A 13,065-nucleotide genomic window follows, 5' to 3' on the forward strand; every position below is an offset into this window, starting at 1 on the left:
AAGATCAGTTGTAAACAAAGAACAACACGACCATCCGCCGCAGGCGGCACGTTCCTTCACTACCAGTCTAAAAACTACTGAAACAATGCAATTATTGATAATTGCTTAATTCAAAATTGCAATTAACAGGATTTTTACAGACCCTAAAAAAACAAATTGATGCGTTTTAAGAATGACTGTATTTTGCTTCTTCAAGCTCTTCCTTCAATGCTTCGTTATTAATCCTATAGATAAGCATTGAAACAAAAAGCAATGCAAAAGCCAGCATATTTACAGCAAGTGTCAACTGAAGTGAACTACCTTCAAGCCCTCCTCCGCTGCTTCCGTATGAAGAACTTCCGAACATCAGCGGATGGGCCGAGCGCCACAGCCTGATAGACAGGAAACTGAGTGGGACCGACATAAAACCCACGCTTCCAAAGACAGCCGCAAGACGTGCTCTCTTTTCAGGTTCTTCCAGTGCCTGACGAAGCATCAGGTAGGCAAGATAAACGAGGAAAAGTGCAAGCGAGGTTGTAAGCCTCGGCTCCCATACCCAGTACCATCCCCATGTTGCCTTTGCCCATATGGAACCTGTGACAAGTACGAGGAATGCAAAGACCACACCTACCTCGGCGGCAGAATGAGCAACGATGTCCCATTTACTGCTGTTTCCTTTAAGGTGCATAATACTGGCAATGAAAACAACGGTGAATGCAAGATAAGATACCATGGCTATTGGCAGGTGGAAATAGAATATCTTGAAGCTGCTGTCAAGTATCTCACCGGCATTGCCTTTCATCTGGGGCACATAGAAAAATATCATCCAAATGGCAATTAGCATAACAGGAGCCGTGATGATTGTAAGTATTCTTTCTTTTTTCCTGTCAATGAGCATGCTTGTTCCTCTGCCTTATTAAAACTCCTTGTTTAAATGCTTTTCATACATCAGACTCCAGTACCGTCAATTCTCCGGTATAAGATTTGAATTTAAGAGGCAGATGCTACATGAAGGGTTGAATGAAACTAAACCAACGTCAATTGGAGCGATTGATTAGGTCAAATGTAACTCTAATTATTGGTACTTGTTAAAATTGTATTTAGTGGCAACATTTGATTTTTCTTCTGGTGAAAGTGAAGTAAAATACTTTTTCCAGCCGGGACAAAAGTTAATGTGCCAGCGCCAGAGTCGTCCCAGAAATGACTTCGGCTTTTCATCATATTTTTGCCTTAATTTGCAGTTTGCACAATTATTTTCAGCCATAACCATACTCCTCCCTGAATTTTACCCTATTACTAAGGATATTGTATCCCATATTTATATTCATAGCGTTAGAACCTGCCAGACAGGCAACTGGAACGTTCAGAATGGACTTCAAAAATACCAAAATTAAATTCAACAGATTGTAGTGTTACTAACTAAAACAAAAGTATTAAATATAAAGATAATTTATCACAAAACGTTTACTAGATAGTAATAATAACTACACTTATAATACTTTAGTTCCCTGGCTTTTGATTTTAAGTCTAAAAATAAGCAGGGGTATGTGAATAATCAAGTTGAAGCTGGAAAATCTATGCAGGAGCATTTGTAATGAAAAGATCATTAAGCATTTTACTGGCAGGAATGCTATTAGTACTGGTAGTTGCAATTTCCGGATGCACAGACACTAATATGGAAATAGCAGGTACTGAAGAAACAAGAACAGATGAATTAATTGCAGCAATAGGAACACATGGCGGAGAACCTGAATCAGGATTTAATCCTATTACAGGATGGGGTTACAACCATGAACCGTTAATTCAGAGCACCCTTTTTAAGAAAGATAGTAATGGAGCCCTAATCAACGATCTTGCTACAGGTTACTCAGTTAGTGAAGATGGATTTACATGGACTGTCACAATAAGGAACGATGTAAAATTCCATGACGGGGAACCACTGAAAACGGAGGATGTAGCATTCACATTCAACACTGCAGCAGATGCCAGCGGAAGTGTGGACCTTTCCATGCTGGAAAAAGCTACAGCTACAGATGAATATACTGTTGAATTCAAACTGAAAGACAATCAGGCTACATTTATCAACAAACTTGCAGTGATAGGAATTGTCCCTGAGCATGCATACGATGAGAACTATGGTCAGAACCCGATCGGTTCCGGTCCTTATGAATTCGTACAATGGGATAAAGGACAGCAGGTAATTCTGGAAGCAAATCCGGATTACTATGGAGATGAACCTTACTTCAAAAAACTTACCATTGTATTCATGCAAGCAGATACTGCTTTTGCAGCTGCTAAATCCGGTCAGATAGACTTAGCTGAAATTCCAGCTTCCTATGCAAATCAGGAAGTTGACGGAATGAAGATAGTAGCTCTTGAGTCCATTGACGCCCGTGGAATCAGTTTCCCGATGCAACCAGACACAGGTGAAATATCTGGGGATGGATACACAATTGGAAATGATGTAACCTCAGACATTGCAATCAGAAAAGCACTGAACATAGGAATTGACAGGCAGGCCCTTGTCGATGGTGCACTGAACGGACAGGGTGAAGAAGAGTTCACCGGTGTTGACAAATTACCATATGGAAACAAGGAAGCTATTCTTGAAGATGGTAACATTGAAGAAGCTAAGAAGATCTTAAGCGATGCCGGCTGGGAAGACACCGATGGTGATGGTATTGTAGAAAAGGACGGAGTCAAGGCAGAATTTACCCTTTTATACGCTGCCAGCGCACAGGAAAGACAGGCTCTTGCTGTTGCTGTTTCAGAGGAAGCAAAAGAACTGGGAATTAATATAATACCAGAGGGTGCAAGCTGGGACAAGATTGATACACTTGCTCTTTCAACTCCGGTTGTTTTCGGTTATGGTTCACTTGACCCGACTGACCTGTACTTAAAATATTACAGTGAAAGCTACGACCTATCAAGCTACAACAACATAATAATGTACAACAATCCGGTCGTAGACTCTTACTTAAGAGCTGCAATAACCAGTTCAGACCAGGACGTTGCAAATGAAAACTGGCAAATGGCAGCATGGGACGGCGAAACCGGCTTCTCTCCAAAAGGAGATGCTACCTGGATGTGGATGGCAACAATAGATTACCTGTACATCATGGACGAGGACCTTGACATAGGAACTCCTAAAATACAGCCACATGGTGCTGATATTTTCGGAAATATCCTGGAATGGAAACGTACGGAAAACTAAATTTGAGGTTTCATGAAACTGAGGGTAAATTATCCTCAGTTCAACCTTTTTTTATAATTTTACAGGTTTTTCAAAAATCAGAAACCACAAATTTGTCTTAACGGAGATTGGAGGTTAAAGAAAGTGAATTACAGGAAATTAGGTATTTTTATGGGGAAAAAAACCATCAAACTGGTTTTCCTTTTAATTGTTGTTTGTATTGCCAGCTTCTGGATCGTAGAGCAGTCTCCCATAGATCCTGTCAGGGCTTATATCGGGGAAATGAGTATACAGCCAGAACAAAAAGCAAAGCTTGAAGAATACTGGGGAGTTAATACTCCTGCACATGAAAAATTCCTGAATTGGGCGGAAAACATACTTAAAGGAGATCTTGGCACTTCACTGATATACAGGATGCCTGTGACAGATGTTGTTAAAGAACGATTCGCAGCATCTCTGCTGCTCATGGCTTCTTCATGGCTGCTATCAGGAGTATTGGGGTTCATTTTAGGAATTGTAGCCGGAATGACGAACGGAACCTTGATCGATAAAGCAATAAAAGTTTACTGTTATATTCTGCTCGCTGCTCCTACATTCTGGCTGGCGTTGATCTTCTTATTGATATTTGCAGTGAATTTGGGATGGTTCCCTGTGGGACTTAGTGTGCCTATAGGTGTTGCAAGTGAAGATGTGACTTTTTTTGATCGTATCCATCATTTGATCCTCCCGACTATAACCCTGAGTTTGCTTGGAGTCGCTTCGATTGCGATGTTCACCCGTGAAAAATTAATTGAGGTCATGTCAAGCGATTATGTGCTATTTGCAAAAGCAAGAGGAGAAAAAGGATTTGACCTGGTAAAAAGGCATGGAATCAGGAATGTTGCACTTCCGGCCATCACATTGCAGTTCTTAGGATTCAGTGAATTGTTTGGTGGCGCTGTTCTGGTTGAGCAGGTATTCTCATATCCGGGTATAGGTCAGGCTGCAGTGGCAGCAGGTTTAAGATCTGATGTTCCTCTGCTTTTAGCGATCGTTATAGTCAGCGCCGTGTTTGTCTATTCAGGAAACCTGATAGCTGATATTATCTACGAATTCGTTGACCCCAGAATAAAACAGCAGGAGATGAAAACATGAGTACTACTGTTGTGACTGTTAACAGAGGACTGTTCAACGGGTTCAACCTGAGGCAAAAAACCATTTTGCTAATAAGCTGTTTGTCAATGTTGTTAATTTCAATAGTGGTTTCCAGCACGTTCATAGACGATAGTGCATTGTCCACTGATTTTGGATCAAAGAACCTTGCTCCTTCCCTGGAACATCCGTTTGGAACAGACTGGATGGGGAGAGACATGTTTATACGAACTCTTGGGGGACTGGGATTGAGTATAGTTATCGGAGCACTTGCTTCCTCTATCAGTACTGTGCTGAGTGTGATCTTAGGTTTGCTTTCAAGCATAGGTAAAATTGAAGATTCAATTGTATCCTGGCTTGTGGACCTGTTCCTTTCAATACCACATCTCCTGTTAATAATTCTGATATCCATCGGACTTGGCGGAGGAGCAACAGGAGTTATCATAGCTGTTGCATTAACACACTGGACAAGTCTAACACGTGTTGTAAGGGCAGAGATCAAGCAGATAAAAACCCAGGAATATATCCATATATCAAGGAATTTTGGCAGATCCAGGTGGTGGATAGCTAAAAACCATATTCTCCCTCATCTGGTTCCTCAGTTTGTACTGGGTACCATTGTAATGTTCCCGCATGCAATCCTGCATGAAGCATCAGTAACGTTCCTGGGTTTCGGGCTTTCACCACATCAGCCGGCAATTGGCATTATTCTGTCAGAATCAATGAAATATCTCTCTGCAGGATACTGGTGGCTTGCATTCTTCCCCGGATTATCACTTCTGATCGTTATCCTTGCATTTGACCTGATCGGAGAGAATATCGGAAAGATACTGGACCCGAAAAGAGCACATGAATAAGTGAAAACAAATCTCAATAAAAATCAATCAAATTATTAAAAGAGGTGAAGTATGACAAATACATCTCAAATAAACGTTGAAAAAAGGGGGAAAACAGAGGCTCTGCTAAAGGTTAAGGATATTTCCCTTTCTTTCACTCAATATGCCTCAGGACTCAGGCAAACCGACCTCAAAGTGATATCCAATCTGAGCATGGAAGCTTACAGTGGTGAGATATTAGCAGTCGTAGGCTCCAGCGGTTCCGGAAAAAGCCTGCTGGCACATGCGATCTTAGGAATTCTTCCATCGAATGCAAAGCTTAGTGGCGCTATGGAATATGACGGTCATGACCTGACACAGAAGAAAAAAGAGGAACTTAGAGGCAAAGACATAGTCCTTATTCCCCAGTCAACTACATATCTTGATCCTTTGATGAGGATTTCCAGTCAGATCATAGGAAGTGTTGATGCAAAAAACGCAGATTCCAGAATGAAGCTTCAGAGAGAGATATTCCGAAAGTATGACCTGAAACCTGAAGTTGAAAGGATGTTCCCTCACGAACTTTCGGGAGGAATGCTCAGAAGAGTCCTTGTTTCTACTGCTGTGATGCGTTCTTCAAAGATTGTGATCGCAGATGAACCAACACCGGGGCTTGACGAAAATAATTTGAATGAAACTTTGAGCTATTTCAAAGATATGGCAAACAGAGGATATGCAGTTATTCTCATCACTCACGATATAGAAGCTGCATTAAAGATCTCTGACAAGATAGCTATCTTTTACGCTGGCACCATCTTAGAGATTGCAAATACAGATGATTTTACAGGTGAAGGAGAGAAATTAAGGCATCCATATACAAGGGCATTATGGAATGCTTTGCCACAAAACAAGTTCCGGGCCATAAAAGGTCATCAACCAATGCAGGATGAAGTACTTGAAGGATGCTTCTTTTATGAAAGATGCTCCACAAGGAACGAAGTCTGCTCCAAATGCGTTCCCGATTTAAAAATATGTAATGGCGGAATGGTGAGGTGCAACAATGTATCTTAAAGGTGAAACTATCAGTTTCGGCTACAAAGAGAGTGATTTAATCTTACAGAATGTGGATATTTCCCTTGGTAGCGGAGAAATATTGGGCCTGGTAGGGGATAGCGGATGTGGTAAATCAACCCTATGTAAAATACTTGCTGGATATGAACAGAATTACAGAGGGAACGTATCCATAGATGGAAGTAGAATTCCATCAAATGGATATAATCCGGTGCAACTGATCTTTCAGCACCCTGAGAAAGCTGTTAATCCAAAATGGAAAATGAAAGATATCCTGAAAGAAGGACATGATGTTTCACAGGATATTCTGGAAGCTTTTGGAATTAAAGAGAACTGGCTTAACAGGTGGCCTAATGAGCTTTCAGGAGGAGAACTTCAAAGGTTTGCTCTTGCAAGAGCTCTGGGATCAAAAACTAAATTCCTGATAGCAGATGAAATAACCACCATGGTGGATGCCATTACACAGGCTCAGATATGGGAGAGCATTTTAGGTATCGTTGAAGAACTGGATATCGGAGTTCTTGTTGTAAGTCATGATAAAAGTCTGATCAATAGATTATGTCATGATGTTCTGTACATGTCTGATCTGAATGGGTGTTGAGTAATAGTTTTTAAAGTATCGGCATGCAGAAAAAGAGTTGAGGAATATAAATTTTTTATTTATCTTTTCGGATCGTGCCGGCTTTGCCGGGACCCTCCGGGATGATTTAAGTATTCATGACCATCAATCAGTCAAACTTATTGTCCCCTGCCCTCTGTTTCAGATAGCTCTACAAAAAATCATTGACAAACAAAGAACAACATGACCATCCGCCGCAGGCGGCACTTTCCTCCACTACCATTCTAAAGGCCATCGAAATAATACAGTTATTGAAAATTGCTGAGTTCTAAGTTGCAATTAACAGGTTTTCTACAAAGTCGGATTTATTCCGATTTATCAGAAATCCTAATCCATCACAGTATATTCGAACACAAGCTGCCCCACGACAAAGAATATCAAATCATACACAATCAACAACCGAAGTTCTGAAGCAATATCACCAATGCCGCCATCAGTGAGTATCGTTCCTGTTGCCATAACAGCCGGAATTATAACAGGAATTATCAGCGGAAGCAGAAGCACTGGAAGCATGATCTCCCTTGCTCTTGTGCTTGCTGAAAGTGCCGACAGCAGGGTTCCCACGCTCATGAAACCCACAGTCCCAAGAAAAATAACAATTGCAAGTCCGATTATGCCGGTTATATTGTAGTTGAAAAGCACAATGAAAATGGGGATCGTAAGGAGTTCAACTGTAAACATCAGGAATGCACCTGATATTGTCTTTCCGGTGTAGATAGAACTCCGGTCAATTGGAGAGAGTTTTAAGCCTTCAAGACAACCGTTCTCCATCTCACCAGCAAAGGAACGTGAGAGTCCCAGTGTACCTGCAAAGGTGAAAGCTATCCAGAGCACACCCGGAGCAAGTTTTGCAACCATATCCGGCTGGCTGAGCAGATCACCAAATGAGATGCTAAAGATAACAATAACTACTAGCGAAAATATAAGCATGGAATTGAGCATCTGTTTTGTGCGAAACTCTGATTTCAGGTCCTTTGCTGCAATATAGAGGCTTTTCATCATTGGTATCACACTGCCCTATAAATTACCTGTACCCTCTGCGTCAGTATCCTTTTGCACGATTGAAAGGTACTTTTCCCTGAATTGCTCAACACTGCCAATATCCTTTTTAGGTTTATCGAGCCGTATCTCCCCCCGGTCCAGTATCAGCATGCGATCGCATAGTCCAAAAGCCCGTTCAATGTTATGTGTGATCATTATCCGGGTTACCTCTGAACTTCCTGTATTCATGAGGACATGTTCAAAATTCTCAGCCGCATGCTGGTCAAGTCCGGTATAGGGTTCATCCATCAGCAGTATTGCAGGACGGTGTAACATGGCTCTTGCGATGGAAAGCCTCTGTTTCATCCCCCTTGAAAAAGATCCTGCCCTGTCATCAGCACGCTGAAGAAGGCTAACGCTTTTCAGGAGAACTTCAACCCTCTCATCAATTTTGTTTTTTTCTATGCCGTACATGCGTGAGAAAAAAACCAGGTTCTCCCTTGCCGTAAGCTCATCGTAGAGGTATGTCTCGTGGGAGATAGCGCCGATCATCCCCCTTATTCCTGAAGGGTCTTTCTTGCTTTCAATTCCATTGACAAGCACAGTTCCCCTGGTAGGCTCTATGATTGTGGACATTATCTTAAGAAGAGTGGTCTTACCGGCTCCGTTTGGACCAAAGACCGCAACAAATTCACCTTTTTTTATTTCAAGGTTGATATTGTTCAGCGCCTTGCGGTGACCAAAACTCTTTGAAAGACCGGTTATTGAGATGATACTATCCATTGGAACTATATTTACGGCTTATACAGATTAACGTTTTGTGCTGTAAGCTGTTGGTTCCATATCAAGTCTGAAATAAAGATGATACATGTCATCTCTCAAAAGCAGGTCCTCCAACATCTGCATTGTTGCTGTATCCTACACCCTCCCAATAACCTTTGTAAGGTTCATCGGTGACCTCTATGGAAGTTATCCACTTGGCCCACTTGTATCCATACTTGTCCTCAGCCACGAGTTGCAGAGGAAATCCCCTGTCAGCAGGGAGGGTTATGTCATTAATCTTGTAAGCAAGCATGATATCATTTTCTACAAGGTAATCCAGTTCAAGAGATGTGGAATAGCCGTCTGAAGAATAGAATATAACAGTCGTTGCACTACTGTTAACACCGGTATCATTGAACAGTGTATTTATGGCCACACCAGTCCATTTAGCATCAAATCCCCAGCCTTCCACACAATCCAGACGTATGAACCTTGTTATTGAAGGATAAGCAAGCAACTGTTCATAACTCAGGTTCAGGGATTGTTCAACCATTCCGTAGATCCTGAGTTCGTATGTATCCTTATCAATGTACTGGGTACCTTCAATAGCATTGTTACGTTGTTTTGAGATGGGCGTGAGTTCTTTTCCTTCAAAAGTTGTTGCTTCACCGGAAGTATTGGTTTCTTCCTGCAAGTCTTCCACACAGCCGGATGTAAACACTGACACGAAGAAAATAAAAATGACCGCAATGAATGCAATAAATGCATTCCTGACCTGCCTTTTACCAACCATACAGAACCACTCATTCGTTAAATATTGGCCAGAAGCTCGAGCCCTTTGTCGCTTAAGAAGTACTTATCTTCCATGATATTCAGGAACTCACCGTTGATCAGGAATTCAGTATGATATTTGAAAACTTTGCCATCAAGTTCAGTCCTTTCAAGAAGCTCAGCTTTTGTGGCTCCAAAAGCACCTATTTCCCTGATCAATTGCCTCCTTACAGGATGAGAAGCTGTTTTATGTATAAGCTCATGCTCAGTTTTTACACGCTCTCTTTCAGAAGGTTTTGCAGTTAATAAGTCATCCAGTTCATCATCATTCAGCATTGCCCAACTCCTCCTTGAATTGTGTATGAAAGTATAATGTTAAATGTATTTTGCCATATGAAACGGAATACAAAAACCCATTACAAAAAAAGGAGGTCAAAGTAAAATTAAAACATGAAAATCAAATAATAAGCATGCTTTCTTTTAAGAAAATATAAATGCTGGCGTTTTGAAAGCAAACATGTTTTGAAAGCAAACAAGTTATTAATGCAAGAGGATGCATTCTATCTGAGGGGATCGTTGGTGCCAGCATTCATATTAATGTGATTAAGCCACTGCTTTACCTGCATAAGGAACATGTGCCATCTCCGTGCCATGTACCTTCTGTGACTCTTTTGCTACTAACCCCGGATCTGCAGGCAGGAATATAATTCTGCCTTCCTGGTATCTCATAGGAGAACCTATCGCCTTGTAATATTCATTTTTCAGGCTTTGTATTGCAGCTATCACGGTTTCATAATCATATTTAGAGTTACCAAGGTTTGCAAACGCCACTCCTAGCAACACATTGTTTGCGTGCAGGGCAAGGTGCAGATGCCATGTATCCTTGTCAACGAATTCATGAACTTTAATATCCATAACCATATTGCTTTCAGTTTCCCTCAAAATTCCAATCTCCTTGCAATTGATTGCAATCAGTACTAATTATGAACCCATATATAAGGAGTTTGTAGGTATTTTTAGAAAGATGTACAGGAATAAAATTAGCGTGTACTTAATACGGAACTCTATGTTCACAGAATTACTCAAAATGGTTCATAGATACTGGTTTATTATATGGGACATTCCTTTGTATGTACACATTGTACGTTCCAGTTTCATTATCAAAAACAAATATATATTCGGTTTTAAAGTAAGCCCAGTATTGTGCATAAAGGTTCCGTGCATCACTGAGAGTTACTGTTACATTCGTTTCGGAAGCTGAAACATTGTATACAGGATAATCTATCTCCCCGGGAAGACTTGCATCATACAATGTTTTCGCTTTTGTTGAATATTCCATGAATTGATCTTCATTGCCCTGGTATTTGTGGATAAATGTCCCTTTTTCGATTCCTGACCAGTAGCTTGATGTGAATATCCTGTAATGAGTGTCATTGTAAGAATATGCAGACAGAAACCTACCCGGAGATATGGGGTAAGAACTCTGGTAATCTATGCTGTGTCCTTCAATTTCCTCAACATGACCTATAAGCAATACTTTTGTGAGAGGGTTAAGCATGCACCAGATTGTGAATAGTATGAGAAGGTTCCTGTAAAATGTTTCATACTTGCCTGTTGCAAACGCAAGGAACCATTTATTGCCTTTTTTCAATCTTCCATTCTTTTTTGCATGCTCTGCTAGCAAGTATACTATAGGTATGAATGAGATCACTGTAACAACAGGGTCAAAGAAATCAATGGCCCCTATTGTCGAGGAATCCATCACCAACGGAAAGAACGGCCTCATTTTCCAGCTTGTGACATAGTCTAAATATATATGACTGAATATCGCTGCAGCCGAGGCCATTGTTAATGGTATGTCCCTTTCTTTGAACCAGATATATAACGTTATAAGAGACGCAAAAATGATCGAATGCATGAACTCGCGGTGACCCATCAGGTAATACAGGGTGTTGTAGGTATGGTGACTGAGACTTTGATCAATTAATATCAATATTGCATTCAGTATAAAATCAAGATCAGGCAATATTGCCATGAAAGCAACTATCTTGATCTGCCTGCTGTTCAGCCCTGCAACTGATGCTATCAAAAGTCCGATACCCAGATGTGAAAGGGTATTTACCATCTTACCATCTTTTCATCATTAAAGAAGATGTTATCATTCATATTATATGTGCAGGATGCAATCAGGTCACGTAAGTAAGTATGCAAGTAAGTAAGGCACTGTCAGTATTTTCCAAGAGCCTTTGCAACGAACCTGTGAAAGCCGTGCATACTTGCACCACTGCCCAGATACATCATAGGACATCTTCCTGTAATTATATTCAGGCCCGGTTCATACTCAAGATGTTTGACGTCACATGTATCGGTCTTCCAGTGCACCCAGAAATCAATGATTCCTTTTTCAGCCAGTTTCTCAATAACCCTGGCAGGCTCTTTTTTTGTAATGCCGATGACGACATTCTTTACACCATCCGGAACTGATGAAATATCCAGAATCGAACCTTCCACAGGTTTATCAGAGTAGTCAAGAACATTAACTACTTTTCCTCTTTTTTTGAGTTCATCAACCGTCCACTTTATGGCAGGTTTTGTACCATCGGTTACAACCAGAAAATTATCCCTTTCCCAGAATTCTTCCTGTTTCAAGACCATGCTGATATCCTTCCTAATACTTCCTTCTGAAAAGTAATATCTCATTGTATAAGAGAGCTTTTAAAAAAGCGATGATGCCATGATGAGAACCATGATAGGAGAATAGAGGTATGAATGTATGCCAAATTGAGTAAATATACCAAATCGCACTCATCAAGCATTATCATAGATTGTTTAAGCAAATAATATCAAACAAAAATGTATGCCTATCATTTCTAAATACAACCGCATCTCCTATGTGTATGACATTATGGAAATTCCAATGGAACTTATGTGGTTCAGTAAATGGAGAAAATAGCTTTTTTCCGGACTCTCAGGCAGGGTGCTGGATGTGGGAATAGGAACTGGAAAAAATATGCCTTACTATCAGGCTGGTTGTGAGGTTGTCGGGGTAGATATAAACGGCAAAAAAGCGACAAAATGCTCTCAAATGTGAAAAAGGAACTGAATAATAGGAATAACGTATCCCTGTTCCTGATGGATGCCGAGAAACTTGGATTTAAGGACGGGAATTTTGATTATGTCATGACGACTTTTGTGTTGTGCTCCATCCCTGATCCGGTTATCTCGCTAAGAGAAATGAAGCGAGTCTGTAAGCCAGATGGCATAGGTATCAACCTTGAACACATGAGAAGTGAAAACAGATTCATTGCTTTTATCGAAGACCTGGTTAATCCGATAACTAAATCAATAACCGGCGTTAATATTAATCGTAAAACTGTTGAAAATATCAAAAAGGCAGATCTTGATGTTATTGATGTAAAGAATATGGCATTGTCAGATGTTTTCAGGCTTATCTGATCCAAACCGTAAAGGAATTAATTAGAGTGCAGAGTGAACTACCATCCTATGAATAGGGTGGCTTCTTGCTTCATCATCAAATCTATTGATTTAATTCCACAAGCTTGAACTGTAGTTCCTACAGCACGATTTAGAATATTAATAGCAGCATTATGGTCACGGTCAATAACTAATCCGCAGTGAGGGCAATTATGTATTCTCACCGCTAATGATTTTTCGACTTTTTGACCACATTTGCTACAAAGTTGTGATGTATTACATGGATTGACTAATTCTACAAACTTACC

The 13,065-nt window shown here is 40.6% G+C and carries 16 protein-coding genes; 6 read left to right on the forward strand and 10 right to left on the reverse strand.

The genetic code is table 11. From position 1 onward, the window contains the following. Window positions 1-166: 166 nt before the first annotated feature. Together BB781_RS00930 and BB781_RS00935 are read right to left on the reverse strand one after the other, a co-directional pair. Window positions 167-877 carry a cytochrome c biogenesis protein gene (locus BB781_RS00930; RefSeq protein ID WP_094226621.1) on the reverse strand — a complete coding sequence of 237 codons (711 nt, stop codon included), beginning with the start codon at window positions 875-877 and terminating at the stop codon, window positions 167-169. 177 nt (window positions 878-1,054) lie between these two features. After that, a complete protein-coding gene (locus BB781_RS00935; protein ID WP_094226622.1) occupies window positions 1,055-1,243 on the reverse strand; it encodes a hypothetical protein in 189 nt (62 codons plus the stop codon). A gap of 330 nt (window positions 1,244-1,573) precedes the next feature. On the opposite strand from BB781_RS00935, the gene BB781_RS00940 reads away from it, so the two are divergent. The 5 genes from BB781_RS00940 (at window position 1,574) to BB781_RS00960 (ending at window position 6,790) form a co-directional block, all read left to right on the forward strand. Continuing rightward, window positions 1,574-3,193 (forward strand): ABC transporter substrate-binding protein, encoded by a 1,620-nt coding sequence (locus BB781_RS00940; RefSeq protein WP_094226623.1) that lies wholly within the window; start codon window positions 1,574-1,576, stop codon window positions 3,191-3,193. 123 nt (window positions 3,194-3,316) lie between these two features. Then, complete coding sequence (locus BB781_RS00945; RefSeq protein ID WP_242492486.1) at window positions 3,317-4,306, forward strand: ABC transporter permease; 990 nt, start codon at window positions 3,317-3,319, stop codon at window positions 4,304-4,306. Continuing rightward, window positions 4,303-5,160 (forward strand): ABC transporter permease, encoded by an 858-nt coding sequence (locus BB781_RS00950; RefSeq protein ID WP_094226624.1) that lies wholly within the window; start codon window positions 4,303-4,305, stop codon window positions 5,158-5,160. The genes BB781_RS00945 and BB781_RS00950 overlap by 4 nt, the downstream gene beginning before the upstream one ends. A gap of 51 nt (window positions 5,161-5,211) precedes the next feature. Beyond that, on the forward strand, window positions 5,212-6,189 hold the full coding sequence (locus BB781_RS00955; protein WP_094226625.1) for an oligopeptide/dipeptide ABC transporter ATP-binding protein: 978 nt from the start codon (window positions 5,212-5,214) through the stop codon (window positions 6,187-6,189). Continuing rightward, window positions 6,179-6,790, forward strand: coding sequence for an ABC transporter ATP-binding protein (locus tag BB781_RS00960; protein WP_094226626.1), 612 nt, complete (start codon window positions 6,179-6,181; stop codon window positions 6,788-6,790). Before BB781_RS00955 ends, BB781_RS00960 begins: the two co-directional genes overlap by 11 nt. 345 nt (window positions 6,791-7,135) lie before the next feature. Here BB781_RS00960 and BB781_RS00965 read toward each other — a convergent pair whose 3' ends face one another. The 7 genes from BB781_RS00965 to BB781_RS00995 form a co-directional block, all read right to left on the reverse strand. Then, complete coding sequence (locus BB781_RS00965; protein ID WP_094226627.1) at window positions 7,136-7,810, reverse strand: heme exporter protein CcmB; 675 nt, start codon at window positions 7,808-7,810, stop codon at window positions 7,136-7,138. 15 nt (window positions 7,811-7,825) lie between these two features. Further along, window positions 7,826-8,572: an ABC transporter ATP-binding protein gene (locus BB781_RS00970; RefSeq protein WP_094226628.1), complete on the reverse strand. Its 747-nt coding sequence runs from the start codon at window positions 8,570-8,572 to the stop codon at window positions 7,826-7,828. Window positions 8,573-8,660: 88 nt separating this feature from the next. Then, window positions 8,661-9,344, reverse strand: coding sequence for a molybdopterin-dependent oxidoreductase (locus BB781_RS00975; protein WP_094226629.1), 684 nt, complete (start codon window positions 9,342-9,344; stop codon window positions 8,661-8,663). A 17-nt stretch (window positions 9,345-9,361) separates the two neighbouring features. Then, window positions 9,362-9,658, reverse strand: a complete 297-nt coding sequence (locus tag BB781_RS00980; RefSeq protein WP_094226630.1) for a hypothetical protein — start codon at window positions 9,656-9,658, stop codon at window positions 9,362-9,364. A 267-nt stretch (window positions 9,659-9,925) separates the two neighbouring features. After that, on the reverse strand, window positions 9,926-10,264 hold the full coding sequence (locus BB781_RS00985) for a hypothetical protein (RefSeq protein WP_094226631.1): 339 nt from the start codon (window positions 10,262-10,264) through the stop codon (window positions 9,926-9,928). A 136-nt stretch (window positions 10,265-10,400) separates the two neighbouring features. Next, complete coding sequence (locus tag BB781_RS00990; protein ID WP_094226632.1) at window positions 10,401-11,447, reverse strand: metal-dependent hydrolase; 1,047 nt, start codon at window positions 11,445-11,447, stop codon at window positions 10,401-10,403. A gap of 101 nt (window positions 11,448-11,548) precedes the next feature. Next, complete coding sequence (locus BB781_RS00995; RefSeq protein WP_094226633.1) at window positions 11,549-11,977, reverse strand: hypothetical protein; 429 nt, start codon at window positions 11,975-11,977, stop codon at window positions 11,549-11,551. A 420-nt stretch (window positions 11,978-12,397) separates the two neighbouring features. On the opposite strand from BB781_RS00995, the gene BB781_RS01000 reads away from it, so the two are divergent. Next, window positions 12,398-12,778, forward strand: coding sequence for a class I SAM-dependent methyltransferase (locus BB781_RS01000; protein WP_277985472.1), 381 nt, complete (start codon window positions 12,398-12,400; stop codon window positions 12,776-12,778). Window positions 12,779-12,816: 38 nt separating this feature from the next. Here the strand turns inward: BB781_RS01000 and BB781_RS01005 are convergent. After that, window positions 12,817-13,065: zinc ribbon domain-containing protein (locus tag BB781_RS01005; RefSeq protein ID WP_129582594.1), on the reverse strand; the 249-nt coding region annotated here is incomplete at its 5' end.

It is taken from the genome of Methanolobus psychrotolerans, assembly GCF_002243045.1.
In the GTDB taxonomy this organism is placed as follows: Archaea; Halobacteriota; Methanosarcinia; order Methanosarcinales; family Methanosarcinaceae; genus Methanolobus; species Methanolobus psychrotolerans.